We start from the raw sequence: 17,029 nt of genomic DNA on the forward strand, positions 1-17,029 counted from the left end.
GGTCCGGCATCCGGACGTCCCGCTAACTTTTTGCAGCAAGGTGAATTCCATGACGGAACAAGTATCCACAAGCAGGTGCGACTCACCGTTACTCCAGGCGTTCGTCGATAACCGACTGATCCTGGTCAAGATCGCGGCGCGCATTACCGGCTGTCGGTCCCGCGCGGAAGATGTGGTGCAGGACGCTTTTTTCCGGCTGCAATCGGCGCCACAAATCACCTCCTCGTTCAAGGCGCAGCTCAGTTATCTGTTTCAGATCGTGCGCAACCTGGCGATCGACCACTACCGCAAGCAGGCGCTGGAACAGCGATACTCGGGGCCGGAAGAGGAAGGGCTGAACGTGGTGATCCAGGGTGCTTCGCCAGAAACCTCCCATATCAACTTCTCCACGCTGGAGCACATCGCCGACGCGCTGACCGAACTGCCCAGCCGCACCCGCTATGCCTTCGAGATGTACCGGCTGCACGGCGTGCCGCAGAAGGACATCGCCAAGGAACTGGGCGTCTCGCCGACCCTGGTGAACTTCATGATCCGCGACGCGCTGGTGCATTGCCGCAAGGTGTCGGGGGTTCGCGGGGATACCTTCGCCCGGCGGTAATGCTTACTGGTTCACCGAGGCACCTGTGGGAGCGGGCTTGCTCGCGAATGGGGCCTGACAGTCGACATCAATGGTGACTGGTCCGCCCCTTTCGCGAGCAAGCCCGCTCCCACAGAAGTTCACATGTCGCCAAACCTCACATCAACCCACACCGATCAAAGAACCGCTCACGTCCCAGGATCATCAGCGCCGCGCGCTTGTGGGGAAAATCGAATTCCTTCTCGCAATGAAAGCACTGGTTATGCAAGTGCCCGATCATCCGCGCATTGTCGGCCCGGGGCTCGGCGACCACGCGCTGGGTGCGCGGGTCGTCCAGAAACAGGTAGTGCACCAGCGCCGATAGCCAGCTCGCCACCTTGTGCGGCCCGCGGTGCTGCTCTTCGCCCACCAGCATATGGATGCCGCGGTCATAGTGGTCGGCCTCATAGAACGGCGCGATCCGATCTTCCTTGGCCCAATAGGCTTCGAAGTAAGCGAACGGCTGATCATCGAAGCAACCGATCAGGGTCAAGACCCGCGGATCGGCCTGCAGCTTGCCCAGGTACTCGCGATGCTGCTCCAGGCTGCCCTCTTCCTGCCAGAAACTCGCCACCCGCGGGCTGTTCTGCCAGCGGTTGAAACGTTCCAGGTCCTGCTCGACTTCCAGGGTGCGCAAGGACACCCAGGCCCCCAGCCGCGCATCGAAACGCCGGTACACCTCACCGCGCGGCTTGATCGGCCGGCGTGGATGGCGACGACCATCGGTGATGACCATCTGTTGCGGGTAACTGCCGCTGAACGACTCCCCCAGCCACGGCTGCGGCAATTGCCAGAACAGTGTGCGCTCGCAGCGGTATTCACCGGCACGTTCGGTGCCCGTCAGTAAACCGCTGAGCAAGGCTTCACCAGGGCGCTCGTCGAGGTGCCAGGTCAGGCGCTGACACTCGGGATCGCGGGCGAACAGCCAATAGCAGGCCGCCCACAACGCCGGGCCCATCGGACGGTCGTTGATTTCCTGTAAATGCACATGCAACTCGGGACCGCGCACCAGGCGCAGCCGGATCAGCGGCGCGCCCTCGAGCATCAGGCTCAGGTGGCGTTCGGTTTCATCGGCGCCGAGGCGACGACCACCGGGCAAGGGCAGCGTCGTCGGCTGGTTGAGGTTGGACATAAGAGCGGCTCGCGTATTCGTCGGTAGTCAACGTGGGACGTGAGCCGGGAAGGGAAATTTAGTGTCACCGTCAATGGGAATGCGTGGGCACCAGCTGGATCTGGTACGGCTGGAAAATCTTCAGCAGTTGACCGTTGTCTCCCAGCTTTTGCAGCAACTGCGCGAACGCTTCACTGGAAATGGGCGCCTGTGGCCGGATCAACGCGTAATGGTGGTAAACCTGATCGATGCGTTCGGAGACCAGCAATTGCGGGCCGACTTCCGGGTTGCGCAACACGTAATCGTTGAGGTACGAACGGGTCACCAGGGCGATATCCGCCCGCCCGCGCAACACCATCAGCAGGTTGCTGTCATGGGAATACGTCAGCGTGGCGTTGTATTGGCCGGCGAGGAACTTGGGGTCGGGGTTGAATTGGGCAAAGGCGTAGTGGTAACCGCTGAACAACGCCAGGCGCTTGCCCCTGAGGTCGGCGAAATAACTTTGCTGGCGATCCGGCTGGCGCTGGGCGACGAAGACCTCCGCATCCTCCAGGCCCATGTCCACGGCAGTGTGTGGCACATCCTGCCAACCCCATTCGGGGTTCTCGAAAATCGCCATGTCGACCCGGCCTTGCTTGAAATCATTGAAGCGGCGCGGGATCGACGTCGGCACCAGCACGAATTGATAGTCGCTTTGCGACTGGTTCAGAGCCTCCACCATCTGCGGCAGCAGGCCGGTGTCGGCGCCGTTCTCGGGACGAACGGTATAGGGCGGAAAATGCGCCGCGCCGATCCGCACCTGTTGCGCCGCCTCGATCGGCAACGCCAGGAAAGCGGCCAAAGCAGCCAGTAGCACACGCGAGGTCATCCCCATCGGCGAAAACGTCAAGATAACCCACTCCCCAAAAGTCCCGTCACTACAATCAAGCTAGGCGGTTTCAGCCGCTTAGCCAGCCACACGGCCCTTCGAAGCACCGTTCGATTATTATTCTTCTTCAAGCACCAGGATCAGGGCCTGCTCGGCCAGTTCATCGAGACTCAAGTTGCCTTCGGCGCGAAACCAGGTGGTGGTCCAGGACAACGCCCCCGTGAGGAACCGTCGAGTAATGGACACGTCCCCGCGAATATACCCGGCCTCCTTGGCTTGGCCCAGAACCTCCAGCCACAAGTCTTCATAAATGTCACGCAGGGCCAGTACCTGCCGCTGTCCGTCATCCGAAAGCGAACGCCATTCGTAGACCAGCACGGCCATGGCCTCGCCCGTGCCGCCCATGATCGACTGCAATTCGCAGCGGATCAGCGCCAGCACCCGCCCGCGTACGCTGTCGACCTCGGCGAGGGCGGCGCGCATCAGCGCCGTGTTGTAGCGGATGGTTTCTTCCATCACCGCCCGCAGGATTTCATCCTTGCTTTTGAAATGGTGAAAGATGCTGCCCGACTGGATGCCCACGGCACTGGCCAGGTCGCGCACCGTGGTGCGCTCGAAGCCCTTGTTGCGAAACAGATGGGCGGCGGTCTGGAGCAGTTTGCCGCGAGCACTGTCCGGGTCGGTCAGTTGCCCGCTGTCGACCAGCTCACGCATCACGTCCAAGGCTTTTTGCTCGTCCACCCATTCTCTCCTACAGTCGATCAACCAACGCGCCGCCATTGCCCGTCAAACCATCGGTGGCGCGGGCAATTTAAGCCGAGCGAGGCAACCAAGCAAGCGCTCGGCCACAAGTACGGGACAGCGTTTACAAACCAAGCGCTTGCTTGGTAGTCTCGAACCACCTTTGCCGGAGGGAACACCATGCCAAAAACGATCCGTATCGGTTGCGCCAGTGCCTTTTGGGGCGATACCTGCACCGCGGCGGCGCAACTGGTCGAGGGCGGGAAGCTGGATTACCTGGTATTCGACTATCTGGCCGAGGTGACGATGTCGATCATGGCCGGAGCGCGCTTGAAGGACCCGTCGAGCGGCTATGCCACGGACTTCATCGAGGTCCTCGCCCCGCTGCTCAAGCGATTGCATGACGACCGGATCCGCGTCGTCAGCAACGCCGGCGGAGTCAATCCCCAGGCCTGCGCGAGCGCCTTGCAAGCTGCCTGCGATCAGGCCGGCGTACCACTGAAAATCGCCGTGCTGCTGGGCGATGACCTGCAACCGCAAGGCGAACGGCTCGCCGCCCAAGGCATCAGCGAGATGTCCAGCGGCGAGCCCCTGCCGCCCGCGTGCGTGTCCATCAATGCCTACCTCGGCGCGCCCGGTATCGTCGAAGCGTTGCGCCTGGGCGCCGATGTGGTGATCACCGGGCGGGTGGTGGACAGCGCCGTGGTCAGCGCCGCCCTGGTGCATGAGTTCGGCTGGGCCTGGGACGATTACGATAGATTGGCCCAGGCCGCGTTGGCGGGGCATCTCATTGAGTGCGGTGCCCAGTGCACCGGCGGCAATTTCACCGACTGGCAGCAAGTGCCGGATTTCGAGCACATTGGCTTCCCCATCGTCGAAGCCAGCGCCGACGGCCAATTTATCGTCACCAAGCCCGAAGGCAGCGGTGGACTGGTCACGCCGCTGACCGTTGGCGAGCAGTTGCTCTACGAAATCGGCGATCCGCAAGGTTACCTGCTGCCGGACGTGATCTGTGATTTCAGCCAGGTCAGATTGACCCAGCAGGGCAAGCACGCCGTGCGTGTCCATGGGGCCAAGGGCCTGCCGCCCAGCGACCGGTACAAGGTCTGCGCCACCTGGTTGGACGGCTGGCGCTGCACCGCCACGTGCCTGATCGCCGGCATCGATGCCGTGGCCAAGGCTGAACGGGTCAGCCAGGCGCTCCTCGCCAAGACCTCGCAGCTATTGCGCCAGCGTGGCTGGGCGCCCTTCAGCGAAGTGAACATCGAACTGCTGGGCAGCGAAGCCACTTACGGCCCACACGGCCAGCGCCGGGACAGCCGTGAGGTGGTCATCAAACTGGCGGTACGACACCCGGACAAACAACCGTTGGTGCTCTTTTCCAGGGAAATCGCCCAGGCCGCCACCGGCATGGCGCCGGGACTGACCGGCCTGGTCGGTGGCCGGCCGACGGTGTCGCCGTTGATTCGCCTGTTCTCGTTCCTGATCGACAAAGCCACTTGCCGGCTCGACATCGAGTTTGACGGCCAGCGCCACCCGTGTCCCCTGCCCGCCCTCGAACCGCTGGACATCACCGGCCTGCCGGTCGCCCCGGACCTGCCCAAGCCCCAGGGCCGGGCCGACGCCAGCGTGCCGCTGATCAAACTGGCGGTGGCGCGCTCTGGCGACAAGGGCAACCACAGCAACATTGGCGTGATTGCCCGCGAGCCCGAATACCTGCCCTGGATCGCCGAAGCGCTGACGCCGGAGGCGATGGTCGACTGGATGAGCCACGTGCTCGACCCGCAGTTGGGCCGGGTCGAACGCTGGTACCTGCCGGGCACCCACAGTTTGAATTTCCTGCTGGAAAACGCCCTCGGTGGCGGCGGTGTCGCCAGCCTGCGCATCGACCCCCAGGGCAAGGCGTTCGCCCAGCAATTGCTGGAGATCCAGATACCAGTGCCGCAACACGTTGCCGATCAGGTCGGCTAAGGACGGTCGCCATGGCAAATGAACGATCAGCAGCACCTGTGAAACCTGTGGCGAGGGAGCTTGCTCCCGCTCGATTGCGCAGCAATCGCAAAAAAGCCGGGGTCGCTGCGCAACCCAGCGGGAGCAAGCTCCCTCGCCACAGGGGTTCGGCTAATCCGTTCCAACACGAGGAGTCTGCATGCCGGTCATCGAATCGCACCTGGATCCCCACAGCGCTGACTTCGCACGCCATTACACGGCGATGCGGGCCGGCGTCGAACAACTGCGCCAGCTCGAACAGGCCGTGGTGGAGAAAGCGGCCCAGGCCCAGGGCAAATTCGAGCGGCGCGGCCAACTGCTGCCGCGCCAACGCCTGAACCTGCTGCTGGATCCCGGCGCGCCATTTCTTGAGCTGGCGAGCCTGGCCGGCTACAAACTCCATGACGACAAGGATGGCAGCCAGGCCGGCGGCGGCCTGATCGCCGGGATCGGCTACGTGTCCGGGACGCGGGTGCTGGTGGTGGTCAACAACAGCGCGATCAAGGGCGGCACGATTTCCCCCAGCGGCTTGCTCAAGACCCTGCGCCTGCAACAGATCGCCATGGAAAACAAACTGCCGGTCATCACCCTGGCCGAAAGTGGCGGCGCCAATCTCAATTACGCCGCGCAGATTTTCGTCGAAGGCGCACGCTGCTTCGCCAATCAGGCACGTATGTCGGCCATGGGCCTGCCGCAGATCACCGTGGTGCATGGCTCGGCCACGGCCGGCGGGGCCTATCAGCCGGGTTTGTCGGACTACGTGGTGGTGGTGCGCGATAAGGCGCGGTTGTTCCTCGCCGGGCCGCCGTTGCTCAAGGCGGCGACCGGCGAAGTGGCCAGCGAGGAGGAACTGGGTGGTGCGCTGATGCACGCGCAGGTGGCCGGCACCGCCGAATACCTGGCCGAGAACGACGCCGACGGCGTACGCCTGGCCCGGGAAATCCTCAGCCTGCTGCCCTGGAACGCACAACTGCCGCCACAACCCGAACGAACCTGGACCGAGCCGCTCTACCCCGCCGACGAATTATTGGGCCTGGTGCCCGACGACCCGAAGAAGCCCTATGACGTGCGGGAAATCATCGCCCGCATCGCCGACGGCTCGAACTTCCTGGCTTTCAAAAGCGAATTCGACGCCCAGACGATTTGCGGCCACCTGCACATTCGCGGCCATGCCTGTGGCCTGATCGGCAACAACGGACCCATCACGCCCCAGGGCGCCAGCAAGGCCGCGCAGTTCATCCAGCTGTGCGACCAGAGCCGCACGCCATTGCTGTTCTTGCACAACACCACCGGGTTCATGGTCGGCACCGAGTCCGAGCGACAAGGGGTGATCAAGCACGGCGCCAAGATGATCCAGGCCGTGGCCAATGCCCGGGTGCCCAAGCTGACCGTCGTCGTAGGCGGTTCCTACGGCGCCGGCAACTACGCCATGTGCGGCCGCGGGCTTGATCCGCGCTTCATCTTCGCCTGGCCCAACAGCCACACCGCCGTGATGGGCGGCGTCCAGGCCGGCAAGGTCCTGCGGATGATCACCGAGGCCACGCAACTCAAGAACGGCCTGAGTCCCAACCCGAAGATGCTGGACCTGCTCGAGCACACCACCGCGCAGAAACTCGACAGCCAATCCACCGCCCTCTACGGCAGCGCCAGCCTGTGGGACGACGGGCTCATCGACCCGCGTGACACCCGCACATTGCTGGGCTACCTGCTGGACATCTGTCACGAGGCCGAACAGCGGCCATTGCAAGCCAACAGCTTTGGCGTGGCCCGTTTCTGAGCGCTGACTCCAGGAGAACAATAAGAATGATCTTCACCCAAGAACATGAAGCACTGCGGCGCACCGTTCGCCAATTTGTCGACCGCGACATCAACCCCTACGTCGACGAATGGGAGCGCGCTGGACGTTTCCCCATCCACGCGATTTTCCGCAAGGCTGGCGAGCTGGGCCTGCTGGGCATTTCCAAGCCGACGGCATTCGGCGGCATGGGCCTGGACTACAGCTATTCGATCGTCGCGGCCGAGGAATTCGGCACCATTCATTGCGGCGGTGTGCCGATGTCCATTGGCGTGCAGACCGACATGTGCACCCCGGCCCTGGCCCGGTTCGGCTCCGATGAGTTGCGTGACGCATTCCTGGGCCCGGCCATTCGCGGTGAACAGGTGGGCTGCATCGGCGTCTCGGAAGTCGGCGCCGGTTCCGACGTCGCCGGGCTCAAGACCACCGCGCGCAAGGATGGCGACGACTACGTCATCAACGGCAGCAAGATGTGGATCACCAATGCGCCGAGCGCCGATTTCATTTGCCTGCTGGCCAACACTTCGGACGACAAGCCCCACGTCAACAAATCGCTGATCATGGTGCCGATGGACAGCCCCGGCATCAGCCTCGGACAGCACCTGGACAAACTCGGCATGCGCAGCTCCGAAACCGCCCAGGTGTTTTTCGACGACGTGCGCGTGCCACAACGCAACCGCATTGGCCAGGAAGGCGCCGGGTTCATGATGCAGATGCTGCAATTCCAGGAGGAACGCCTGTTCGGCGCGGCCAACATGCTCAAGGGCCTGGAACAGTGCATCGACAGCACCATCGCGTACTGCAAGGAACGCAAGACCTTCGGCACGGCCCTGATCGACAACCAGGTGATCCACTTTCGCCTGGCGGAACTGGCCAGCGAGATCGAATGCCTGCGGGCGCTGGTCTACCAGGCCACCGAGCAGTACATCAACGGCCAGGACGTCACGCGGCTGGCGTCCATGGCCAAGCTCAAGGCCGGGCGCCTGGCCCGGGAAACCACCGACAGTTGCCTGCAATATTGGGGCGGCATGGGTTTCATGTGGGACAACCCGGTCGCCCGGGCCTATCGCGACGTACGGCTGGTGTCCATCGGCGCCGGTGCGGACGAGATCATGCTGGGCATCATCTGCAAGCTCATGGGGATTTTGCCGGGGAAGAACAAGTGAGCGCCCTGTCCGCTCGGTTGTGGAGTTTGAAAAGCTTCGCGAGCAAGCCCGCTCCCACATTGAACTGGGACTACCTGATGATCTCGGTCAACTGTGGGAGCGGGCTTGCTCGCGAAAGGGCCCGAACAGACAGCTCAAAACGCCAGGAATGCTTCCATGCCCACCTTCAGCAAACTCCTCATCGCCAACCGCGGCGAAATCGCCTGTCGCATCCTGCGCACCGCCCAGGCCCTGGGCTACCGCACGGTAGCGGTGTTCAGCGAGGCCGACGCCGATGCGCTGCACGTGCGCATGGCCGATGAAGCCGTGCTGATCGGCCCGGCCCCGGTGCAACAGTCCTACCTCAATCCCTTGGCCATACTCGACGCAGCCCGGCGCAGCGGCGCCGACGCGATCCACCCCGGCTACGGCTTTCTTTCGGAAAATGCCGGGTTCGCCCAAGCCTGCGAAGAAGCCGGCATGGTTTTCATCGGCCCCAGCCCCCAGGCCATCGACCTGATGGGCAGCAAGCGTCGCGCGAAAATCGCCATGCTCGCAGCCGGTGTTCCCTGCATCGCCGGTTACCAGGGCGCGGCCCAGGACGACGACACACTGCAACGCGAAGCCGAGCGCATCGGCTACCCGCTGATGATCAAGGCCAGCGCCGGTGGCGGCGGTCGTGGCATGCGCCTGGTCCAGGGCCCCGAAGACATGCTCGAGCAATTGCGCAGCGCACGCTCGGAAGCCTTGCACGGTTTTGGCAGCGACGAGTTGATTCTTGAACAGGCGTTGATCGATCCACGGCATGTGGAAGTGCAGATCTTCGGCGACCATCACGGTCAACTGATCCACCTGGGGGAACGGGACTGCTCGATTCAGCGGCGCCACCAGAAAATCATCGAGGAGGCGCCCTGCCCGGTCATGACCGCCGACCTGCGCCGGGCCATGGGCGAGGCAGCACTCAAAGCAGGGCATGCCGTGAATTACGTGGGTGCCGGGACCGTGGAGTTCCTGCTCGCGACGGACGGTCGATTTTACTTTCTGGAGATGAACACGCGCTTGCAGGTCGAACACCCCGTCACCGAGTTGATCACTGGCCTGGACCTGGTGGCCTGGCAGGTGGATGTCGCCGCCGGCAAGCCGCTGCCGTTGCGTCAGGATCAGGTGACGTTTAGCGGCCATGCCCTGCAAGTGCGGCTGTACGCCGAGGACCCGGCGAAGGATTTCCTGCCCCAGGCCGGGCGGTTGATCGGTTGGGAGCCGCCGATACAGGACGGCGTGCGAATCGACCATGGCCTGCTGCAAGGCCAGGCCATCACACCGTTCTACGATTCGATGTTGGGCAAACTCATCGCCCATGGCGCCACCCGCGAAGACGCCCGGCGCAAATTGCTCCGGGCGGTGGAAGATTGCGTGCTGCTGGGCGTCCAGAGCAACCAGCGCTTGCTCGCCGGCTTGCTGGCGCATCCGCGCTTCATCGACGGCGACTTCGGTACCGGTTTCATCGGTCAGCACTTTGCCAATCATCCCGCACTACTGCCCATTGAGCCCTCGACCGAGCAACTGGCCATCGCCACGGCAGCGTTTTATCAGGCCTCACAGGCACGGCATGCCCCCGGCCTGGGCGGGTGGCGCAACAGCGTCGGCACGGCGCGGCATTATAGGATTGGCTTCGGTGAACACGACTGGACGCTGGCCCTTGAGGCCGAAATCGACGGGACCTTGAACATCCGCAGTGCCGAACGCCTGGTCGAACTGAGGCTGCTCGACGTTGACGCCAATGGCGCGTCGCTGATGATCGATGGGATTCGCCAGCGCCAGGCCTGGCGCCTCGATGGCCACGATCTCTGGCTGTCCACCCGCCCCGGCAGCCTGCACCTGCAAGACCGGACCCTGGCTCCGGTCACCGCCAAGGCCACCGCCAGCGACGCAACGCTCAAGGCGCCCATGGACGGCGCCATTGTCGAGGTGCTGGTCAGCGAAGGCAGCACGGTGCGCCAAGGCCAACTGCTGATGGTGCTCGAAGCGATGAAAATGGAGCATCCACTCATGGCCGGCGTCGACGGCGTGGTCAGGCAATTGCAGGTCAAGCGGGGTGACCAAGTGAAAAACCGTCAGGTTTTGTTGCGTGTCGAAACAGCCCACTAGTCGGATGCCCGGGGTTTGACTACGCTCAAACCCATCAGCACGCCGATACCGGGAACCCTGCGATGCCTCACTGGCTGGTGATTGATCTGGAGGCCACCACCGATGAGGGTGGCTGGCCGGTAACCGAAATGGAAATTATCGAAATCGGCGCCACGCTGGTGAATCGTGACGGCCGCGAAGTGGATCATTTCCAGCGCTTCGTGCGGCCCCTGAGACGCCCGCTGCTCACGCCTTTCTGTCGTGAACTGACTCATATTACCCAGGCCAATATCGACAGCGCCGAGCCCTTGACCGAAGTCTGGCCGGCGTTCGAGCGCTGGCTGGCGCCGTATCATCCGAAGCTGGAAAGCTGGGTCAGTTGGGGCGACTACGACCGCAAGCAACTGCTGCAGGAATGGCAGCAACAGCGGTTACACAGTGTCCTCGGCCAAGTGCCGCACATGAACCTCAAGCAACGCTTCGCCAAGGCCCGTCGGCTGGAACGACCGCTGGGGCTCAATGGCGCACTGCAACTGGCTGGCCTGCAATTCTGCGGTCAACAGCACCGAGCCCTGGAAGATGCCCGCAATACCGCGCGGTTGTTGCCCTTGGTGCTGCCGGGTTGAGCGGTGTCCGCCGCCCGGCGCGGCAGATGACGAATGTTGCAGCCTTGTGCATACTGGCCGGCCTTTTTCAGCCCCTTTTTCGAGGAATCGCCCATGTTCAAAGTCAACGAGTACTTCGACGGCACCGTCAAGTCGATCGCTTTTGGCACTGCCGAAGGCCCAGCGACCATCGGCGTCATGGCTCCGGGCGAATATGAGTTCGGCACGGCCCAACGGGAAATCATGCACGTCGTCTCCGGTGCCCTGACCGTGAAGCTGCCCGACAGCACCGACTGGGAAACCTTCGAGGCCGGCAGCCAGTTCAATGTACCGGCCAACAGCAAGTTCCAGCTCAAAGTGGCTGTCGACACAGCGTACCTGTGTGAGTACCGCGGCTAAGCCGACGACAACCTGTGGCGAGGGAGCTTGCTCCCGCTGGACTGCGCAGCAGTCCCAAAAGGCTTAGCACAATCGGCCTGACACGCCGAGGTGGCAGTTCTAGGGGCTGCTTCGCAGCCCAGCGGGAGCAAGCTCCCTCGCCACACATTTTTATTCACGGCGCTTTTTACTCAAGCACCTCAACCGGCATGCCGACTTCAAGCCGACCGTTGCTGTCGTTGACCAGGTTCTGGCCGAACATCGCGCCGTCCGGTGTCGAACGGTATTGCTGCAGCGTGGCAAAGGGTTCGCGATTCGGATCGCGCTCGCCGGTTTGCGGATCGACCGTGGTCATGATGCACCGCGAGCAGGGCTTGACCAGCCGGAACTCCACCTCGCCGATACGAATACGCTTCCACCCGTCCTCGGCAAACGCTTCGCTGCCCTCGACCACCAGGTTGGGACGAAAGCGCAACATTTCCAGCGAACGACCGACCCGACTCGACAGGTCCTGCAACGAGGCCTGGCCAATTAGCAGCAAGGGGAAACCATCGGCAAAGGCGACCTTGTCGTCGTCCTTGCCATAACCGGCTGCGGTGGTGCGCGCCAGCTCCACCGGCACATGCACCAGCCGCGTAGGGTTGCCGATGAATTCACTGACCCAGGCCGCGGCCTCGTCACCGGCATCCGGCACACGCAAGGTGTCACGCCAGATGATCACACCGCGCCGCTGCTCTTCCTGGGTAGGTGGCAACGACACGTCGATGGCGCCATGGCCGGGCGCACTGAGCGTCAGGCCCCCCGCCTCGTTCCACAAGGCCGAAAGCTGGCTCATCTTCGCCACGGCGCGCTGGGTCAGGAATCGCCCCGTGCCCTCGTCCACCAGCATCCAGCGCCGATCGCCGTCCAGCCCGAGCTTGTCCAGGCCGATTTCCGACAAGGGCTGGCCCTTGCCGGACTTCAACGGATACCGATACAGCGCGCTCAGCCGCAACATGCTCAACTTCCCCAGGGGCAAAAAAATGCCACCTTATACGAGCCGGCCATTGAAGCAAACCACCATCGGTTTCAGTCGAGCATCAACCGCTGGCGCACGACGTCGACCAGCTTGTCCGGCTGGAATTTGGAGAGGAAATTGTCGCAGCCAACCTTCTTGACCATCGAGTCGTTGAAGCTGCCCGACAGCGAGGTGTGCAGTACGACATAGAGCCCGCGCAAACGCGGGTCGTTACGGATTTCGGTGGTCAGGCGGTAGCCGTCCATTTCCGGCATTTCCGCGTCGGTGAAGATCATCAGCAATTTATCGGTCATGACCTCGCCGGTATCGGCCCAGGCCTTGAGCATGTTCAGCGCCTTCAGGCCGTCGCTGGCAATGTGCATTTTCACGCCCAGTTGACCCAAGGTGTCGCGCAGTTGCGAGAGCGCCACATTGGAGTCGTCCACCAGCAACACTTCGCGGCCGCGGGCACGTTCCAGCACCGGATCTTCGAGTTTGTCCCGGGAGACCTTGGCGTTGTACGGCACGATTTCGGCCAGGACTTTCTCCACGTCGATGATTTCCACCAACTGATCGTCCACCTTGCTGATGGCCGTCAGGTAGTGCTCGCGGCCAGCACTGGTCGGCGGCGGCAGGATGGCTTCCCAGTTCATGTTGACGATGCGGTCGACGCCGCCCACCAGGAATGCCTGCACCGAGCGGTTGTATTCAGTCACGATAATGGTGCTGTTGGCGCCCGGCACCAACGGGCGCATGCCAATGGCCTGGGACAGGTCGATCACCGGCAGCGTCTGGCCACGCAGATTGACCACACCGCACACGAACGGGTGACGTTGCGGCATCAACGTCAGCTTCGGCAGTTGCAGGACTTCCTGGACCTTGAACACGTTAATGGCGAAAAGCTGTCGACCCGCCAGGCGAAACATGAGAATTTCCAGGCGATTCTCACCCACCAGTTGGGTTCGTTGATCTACTGTGTCGAGAATGCCGGCCATCGATGACTCCTGGGCTTGTTCGGATGAATCCAATAAAACAGCTATCGGCGGCACGAGCCGAATCTTGACCCCAGATAAAATACAGCGCGGGGAATTGATATCACATTAACATCATGTTTTACTGGCTTCACGATCTCATTCCCCGTTTTTCCCGCTGCGCGACTCCGGTTTGCGCACTAAGTTCCCCTGCCTAAGGGATTCCCCTAGGCACAATCAGGTCCAACCTGATATTCCCGCTTTCCAATAGCCATTAATGTGACGCCATTCTCATTGCTGAACGGAGTCAGGCTTTTGTGCGCGACCACAGGACATCGGACCTGCTGCCTTTCGGCCGATCCCATCCGTGCAATCGTTTGCGAACTCGCCTTCGCGCAACGGCGCGGGCGTGTCGTCGTGCGTCCGCCCGCGGTCGTCCTTGAGATCCAGCCGTTCGCCATACGCGGTTTCCTTTCGCCTGACATGATGTTGTGGAGATAAGCATGCCGAACGATCGTAGAAACTGGAATCAACGTCTTCCCGAATTTCTGATCGAGGCCGAGACGCTGCTGGCCAAGTCGGAGGAATGCCTGAGCCATCTGCAATTGATCAACAACGACAAGGACGCCATCGATTGCATGCTCAGCACCTTGCTGAAGCTGTCGAACAAAGCCAATGCCCTGGCGCTGGAAGCCGTTTCGGAGTTTTCCATGCACATCCATGGTTTGCTCAGCCACGCGCAAAACATGGAATTACATGATCAGGCCCTGGAAGCCTTGAAGGATTGCTTCACCCTGATGGCCTGGCAATTGGAGCTGGTCGATCACACCACCGGCCAGTTGGGCCTGGACAGCAGCGAGCAGACCTCCTTGATCGAGGCATTCGCTTTCCAGGTAGGCCAAAGTCCCGGCGAGGCATTGGCCGCGTCACGTCCGTTGGCGTTGGTGTCCTACCCCCAGAAACAAGCCTGATCTGATGGCAATTAGCCTGCACTTTAGCGTCTTCAGGGCACCATGCCGAGCGCGACCCGCGATAGGCGAAGTGGTACTATCTCCTGCGTCAGCCACTTCAAGACAGCGCCATAAAAGCCGTCGACCGAAGCCGTCTCCGACCTGATACGTTTACCCGACCCGGCCTGTCAGATGCGCTGACCGGCCTGCCCGCAGCGAACATTCATTGGCTCCATCCGCTATGCACGCCAGCCTCAAGTCATTTATCACCTGGCCTCCTTCCCGAGATAACGCCCGTCGCTTCACATTACTACTGTGCATCTGCTCGACCCTCGGCTGCCTGCTGGCCTATCTGTACGCCCACACGGTGCCGCTGGGCCTGCTGGCCCTGAACGTCGCGGCCTTGAGCTGTGTCTGGATCCACCATCGATTGTCGCGCAAATCCATCAAGTTCCAGCCCCAGGAGCTGGCCGACCGGCTGCTGGAGGTCCAGGAGAATGAGCGCCATCGGCTCAGCCGTGAATTGCACGACGACATTGGCCAGTTGCTGACCGCGGCGAAACTGCAAGGCGAATGGCTCAAGCGGCGGATGCCGGAAGAATTGCAAGACCAGTGCGCACTCCTGTGCGAGACCCTGGACGAAACCCTCAACAAGGTCCGTGATGTATCGGCGATCCTCAATCCGCGGGAACTGACCAGTCTCGGGCTTGAAGCCAGTCTGCGGGCGCATCTGCTCAAGACCCTGGCCAACGTCCCGGTGAAGTGGAGCCTCGATTGCCAGCAGCGCATGACGGGCATCCCGGAGGAGATGTCGGTGGCGGTGTTCCGGATCACCCAGGAAGCGGTCACCAATATCTTGCGCCATGCCCGGGCGACAAATCTGCTGGTACGCCTGCAACGCTTGCCCGACGGCCTGACCCTGCTGATCAGCGACGATGGCCTGGGTTTTGCGCCCGCCAGCCACCCCGCTCGTGAAGGTCAACGGGGCATGGCCGGCATGTCGGAGCGGGTCGAACAATTAGGCGGCACCCTCAAGGTCATCAGCGAGGCCGGCAAAGGCACGCACATCGAAGCACGCTTTCCCTGGGCGCCGCGTGCCCTGGAACGAGCCAGTAAGAATAAGGTTCTCCTTTGATTTGTAATTTGCTTCTGGTAGATGACCACTCCCTGATCAGGGCCGGCGTACGAGCCCTGGTCATGGATATCCCAGGTTATGCCGTGATCGGCGAAGCCAATGACGGCACGCATTTGGTGGAGTTGGTGGAACGACTGAACCCCGACATCGTGCTGCTGGACATTTCCATGAAGGACACCAGTGGCCTGGACGCCTTGCAGCAGCTCAAGCGGGTGCGCCCCCACAGCAAGGTGCTCATCCTGTCGATGCATACGGATCCGGCGCTGATCATGCAGGCGCTGGAATACGGAGCCCATGGCTATCTGCTCAAGGACACCACCGCCACTGAGCTGAAACACGCCCTGGAGGCGCTGCGCAACAACGAACGCTACCTGAGCCCGGCCATCGCCCATACCGTGATCAACCAGGCGCTGACCCGTGTCCAGAAACATCAGCCGGACCCAGCCCAGACCCATAACCTGACCGCACGCCAGTTGGAGATCCTGCGGCTGATCGTGCGCGGCAAGTCCACCCGGGAAATCGCCAACGGCCTGAACCTGAGCATCAAGACCGTGGAAACCCACCGGGCGCAAATCATGAAGCGCCTACAGATCCATGACGTGGCCGGCCTTGTGCTGTTCGCGGTGCGCGAGCAAATCATCAGCCTGGACGATTGAGCGCCGTCGCGCCGCCCAACAGCGGCGAATCGGACGGCAGGTGCAGCCGCAACGCCTTTGGACGGACAGTGAAGCGCAGGGTATCGACCTGCAACGGCTCGCCATCGAGATTGATGTCCAGGCCTTGCGCGACCTTGATCTCCACCCAGGGCAAGCGCGCGCGGACAAACATGTTGTCGATGCCCAGGCCGCCCGCGAGCAAGTCCTTCAAGGTGCTGACCACTTCCTGGGGTGCCGGCAGGATGCTGATGTCCAGCAATCCATCATCCGCCAACGCCTCCGGGCACAGCACATGGCCTCCCCCCGCCTGCCGGCCATTACCGATGCCCAGCGCGAGCAAATCGCCCTGCCAGTGGAAATCGGGCCCCTGCAACTCACCATAGGCGGCACTGAGCTCACTGAATCGCGACAGGCCCGTGAACAGATAGGCAGCGCCGCCCAGGACCTTCTTGAGGTCCTCGGAGGTGTTCGCCGTCACCTGGCTGCCGAAACCACCGGTGGCCATGTTCAGGAAAATCCGCCCGCCGACTTCGCCCACGTCAACGGCCCGCGGCGCAACGTCCAATAAATCCATGGCTTGCGCAGGTTCCAGCGGCACACCGGCCGCCCGGGCGAAATCGTTGGCCGTGCCCAGCGGCAACAGGACCAGGCTGGCATCGCTGGACTTATGAGCGATCGCTTCGGCGATATCACGCAAGGTCCCATCACCGCCGCCAGCGATCAGTCGCGTATATCCGGCAGCCAGCGCTTCATCGACCCAGCGCTGGGCATCACCGGCTTCCCAGGTCAACCGTACCGCCAAGTCCCAGCCCTGCTCGCGCTTGAGCATCACGGCCGAGCGAACCTCTTCGTTGAGCGCTTGCTTGCCATGCAAAATCAACAGCGCCTTGCCTTTGCTCATCGTGGTCTCCGTCATTGGAAGGTTCAGGCATGGGACCGCTCATT

At 62.4% G+C, this 17,029-nt stretch carries 16 protein-coding genes; 10 read left to right on the forward strand and 6 right to left on the reverse strand.

What is annotated here, in order from left to right; translation table 11 throughout:
- Positions 1 to 49: 49 nt before the first annotated feature.
- A complete protein-coding gene (locus tag J3P88_RS21390; protein WP_092327046.1) occupies positions 50 to 598 on the forward strand; it encodes an RNA polymerase factor sigma-70 in 549 nt (182 codons plus the stop codon).
- Between the two features lie 136 nt (positions 599 to 734).
- Here the strand turns inward: J3P88_RS21390 and J3P88_RS21395 are convergent, their stop codons facing one another.
- The 3 genes from J3P88_RS21395 to J3P88_RS21405 all read right to left on the reverse strand — a co-directional run bounded on the left by J3P88_RS21395 (position 735) and on the right by J3P88_RS21405 (position 3,336).
- The gene (locus J3P88_RS21395) at positions 735 to 1,748 is read right to left on the reverse strand and encodes a GNAT family N-acetyltransferase (RefSeq protein ID WP_434571493.1); all 1,014 of its coding nucleotides are present in this window, start codon (positions 1,746 to 1,748) and stop codon (positions 735 to 737) included.
- Between the two features lie 70 nt (positions 1,749 to 1,818).
- On the reverse strand, positions 1,819 to 2,595 hold the full coding sequence (locus tag J3P88_RS21400) for a substrate-binding periplasmic protein (protein ID WP_434576575.1): 777 nt from the start codon (positions 2,593 to 2,595) through the stop codon (positions 1,819 to 1,821).
- 117 nt (positions 2,596 to 2,712) lie between these two features.
- The gene (locus J3P88_RS21405; protein WP_434571495.1) at positions 2,713 to 3,336 is read right to left on the reverse strand and encodes a TetR/AcrR family transcriptional regulator; all 624 of its coding nucleotides are present in this window, start codon (positions 3,334 to 3,336) and stop codon (positions 2,713 to 2,715) included.
- A 180-nt stretch (positions 3,337 to 3,516) separates the two neighbouring features.
- On the opposite strand from J3P88_RS21405, the gene J3P88_RS21410 reads away from it, so the two are divergent.
- From J3P88_RS21410 to J3P88_RS21435, 6 genes are all read left to right on the forward strand, one after another.
- The gene (locus J3P88_RS21410; RefSeq protein WP_434571497.1) at positions 3,517 to 5,307 is read left to right on the forward strand and encodes an acyclic terpene utilization AtuA family protein; all 1,791 of its coding nucleotides are present in this window, start codon (positions 3,517 to 3,519) and stop codon (positions 5,305 to 5,307) included.
- A 178-nt stretch (positions 5,308 to 5,485) separates the two neighbouring features.
- Positions 5,486 to 7,102 (forward strand): geranyl-CoA carboxylase subunit beta, encoded by a 1,617-nt coding sequence (gene atuC / locus J3P88_RS21415; protein WP_434571499.1) that lies wholly within the window; start codon positions 5,486 to 5,488, stop codon positions 7,100 to 7,102.
- 26 nt (positions 7,103 to 7,128) lie between these two features.
- The gene (gene atuD / locus J3P88_RS21420) at positions 7,129 to 8,286 is read left to right on the forward strand and encodes a citronellyl-CoA dehydrogenase (RefSeq protein WP_434571501.1); all 1,158 of its coding nucleotides are present in this window, start codon (positions 7,129 to 7,131) and stop codon (positions 8,284 to 8,286) included.
- A gap of 156 nt (positions 8,287 to 8,442) precedes the next feature.
- A complete protein-coding gene (locus J3P88_RS21425; RefSeq protein ID WP_434571503.1) occupies positions 8,443 to 10,413 on the forward strand; it encodes an acetyl/propionyl/methylcrotonyl-CoA carboxylase subunit alpha in 1,971 nt (656 codons plus the stop codon).
- 62 nt (positions 10,414 to 10,475) lie between these two features.
- Positions 10,476 to 11,018 (forward strand): exonuclease domain-containing protein, encoded by a 543-nt coding sequence (locus J3P88_RS21430; RefSeq protein WP_186705326.1) that lies wholly within the window; start codon positions 10,476 to 10,478, stop codon positions 11,016 to 11,018.
- A gap of 93 nt (positions 11,019 to 11,111) precedes the next feature.
- A complete protein-coding gene (locus tag J3P88_RS21435; protein ID WP_014337306.1) occupies positions 11,112 to 11,396 on the forward strand; it encodes a pyrimidine/purine nucleoside phosphorylase in 285 nt (94 codons plus the stop codon).
- Positions 11,397 to 11,562: 166 nt separating this feature from the next.
- Here J3P88_RS21435 and J3P88_RS21440 read toward each other — a convergent pair whose 3' ends face one another.
- Both J3P88_RS21440 and J3P88_RS21445 read right to left on the reverse strand, forming a co-directional pair.
- Positions 11,563 to 12,372, reverse strand: a complete 810-nt coding sequence (locus J3P88_RS21440) for an MOSC domain-containing protein (protein ID WP_434571506.1) — start codon at positions 12,370 to 12,372, stop codon at positions 11,563 to 11,565.
- Between the two features lie 71 nt (positions 12,373 to 12,443).
- Positions 12,444 to 13,367, reverse strand: a complete 924-nt coding sequence (locus J3P88_RS21445) for a chemotaxis protein CheV (protein WP_053120553.1) — start codon at positions 13,365 to 13,367, stop codon at positions 12,444 to 12,446.
- A gap of 479 nt (positions 13,368 to 13,846) precedes the next feature.
- Between J3P88_RS21445 and J3P88_RS21450 the strand changes: the two genes are divergently transcribed.
- The 3 genes from J3P88_RS21450 to J3P88_RS21460 all read left to right on the forward strand — a co-directional run bounded on the left by J3P88_RS21450 (position 13,847) and on the right by J3P88_RS21460 (position 16,084).
- Positions 13,847 to 14,314, forward strand: a complete 468-nt coding sequence (locus tag J3P88_RS21450; protein ID WP_186705328.1) for a hypothetical protein — start codon at positions 13,847 to 13,849, stop codon at positions 14,312 to 14,314.
- 220 nt (positions 14,315 to 14,534) lie between these two features.
- Entirely contained in the window at positions 14,535 to 15,428 is an 894-nt protein-coding gene (locus tag J3P88_RS21455; protein WP_186705376.1) for a sensor histidine kinase, read from the forward strand.
- Positions 15,425 to 16,084, forward strand: a complete 660-nt coding sequence (locus tag J3P88_RS21460) for a response regulator (RefSeq protein WP_186705329.1) — start codon at positions 15,425 to 15,427, stop codon at positions 16,082 to 16,084. The genes J3P88_RS21455 and J3P88_RS21460 overlap by 4 nt, the downstream gene beginning before the upstream one ends.
- On the opposite strand, the gene yegS is transcribed toward J3P88_RS21460, so the two are convergent.
- Positions 16,068 to 16,985: a lipid kinase YegS gene (yegS, locus tag J3P88_RS21465; RefSeq protein WP_434571509.1), complete on the reverse strand. Its 918-nt coding sequence runs from the start codon at positions 16,983 to 16,985 to the stop codon at positions 16,068 to 16,070. The two genes, J3P88_RS21460 and yegS, sit on opposite strands and share 17 nt — an antisense overlap.
- Positions 16,986 to 17,029 lie beyond the last annotated feature (44 nt).

The organism is Pseudomonas sp. Z3-6 (genome assembly GCF_051131985.1).
GTDB lineage: Bacteria > Pseudomonadota > Gammaproteobacteria > Pseudomonadales > Pseudomonadaceae > Aquipseudomonas > Aquipseudomonas zanjanensis.

What these genes read in the sequence shown, in the direction of transcription:
- J3P88_RS21390 (WP_092327046.1), top strand. Translation starts at nt 50, where the DNA reads ATGACGGAACAAGTATCCACAAGCAGGTGCGACTCACCGTTACTCCAG.
- atuC (WP_434571499.1), top strand. Translation starts at nt 5,486, where the DNA reads ATGCCGGTCATCGAATCGCACCTGGATCCCCACAGCGCTGACTTCGCA.
- J3P88_RS21435 (WP_014337306.1), top strand. Translation starts at nt 11,112, where the DNA reads ATGTTCAAAGTCAACGAGTACTTCGACGGCACCGTCAAGTCGATCGCT.
- J3P88_RS21450 (WP_186705328.1), top strand. Translation starts at nt 13,847, where the DNA reads ATGCCGAACGATCGTAGAAACTGGAATCAACGTCTTCCCGAATTTCTG.
- J3P88_RS21455 (WP_186705376.1), top strand. Translation starts at nt 14,535, where the DNA reads ATGCACGCCAGCCTCAAGTCATTTATCACCTGGCCTCCTTCCCGAGAT.
- J3P88_RS21400 (WP_434576575.1), bottom strand. Translation starts at nt 2,595, where the DNA reads ATGACCTCGCGTGTGCTACTGGCTGCTTTGGCCGCTTTCCTGGCGTTG.
- J3P88_RS21430 (WP_186705326.1), top strand. Translation starts at nt 10,476, where the DNA reads ATGCCTCACTGGCTGGTGATTGATCTGGAGGCCACCACCGATGAGGGT.
- J3P88_RS21410 (WP_434571497.1), top strand. Translation starts at nt 3,517, where the DNA reads ATGCCAAAAACGATCCGTATCGGTTGCGCCAGTGCCTTTTGGGGCGAT.
- J3P88_RS21445 (WP_053120553.1), bottom strand. Translation starts at nt 13,367, where the DNA reads ATGGCCGGCATTCTCGACACAGTAGATCAACGAACCCAACTGGTGGGT.
- J3P88_RS21395 (WP_434571493.1), bottom strand. Translation starts at nt 1,748, where the DNA reads ATGTCCAACCTCAACCAGCCGACGACGCTGCCCTTGCCCGGTGGTCGT.
- J3P88_RS21440 (WP_434571506.1), bottom strand. Translation starts at nt 12,372, where the DNA reads ATGTTGCGGCTGAGCGCGCTGTATCGGTATCCGTTGAAGTCCGGCAAG.
- yegS (WP_434571509.1), bottom strand. Translation starts at nt 16,985, where the DNA reads ATGAGCAAAGGCAAGGCGCTGTTGATTTTGCATGGCAAGCAAGCGCTC.
- atuD (WP_434571501.1), top strand. Translation starts at nt 7,129, where the DNA reads ATGATCTTCACCCAAGAACATGAAGCACTGCGGCGCACCGTTCGCCAA.
- J3P88_RS21425 (WP_434571503.1), top strand. Translation starts at nt 8,443, where the DNA reads ATGCCCACCTTCAGCAAACTCCTCATCGCCAACCGCGGCGAAATCGCC.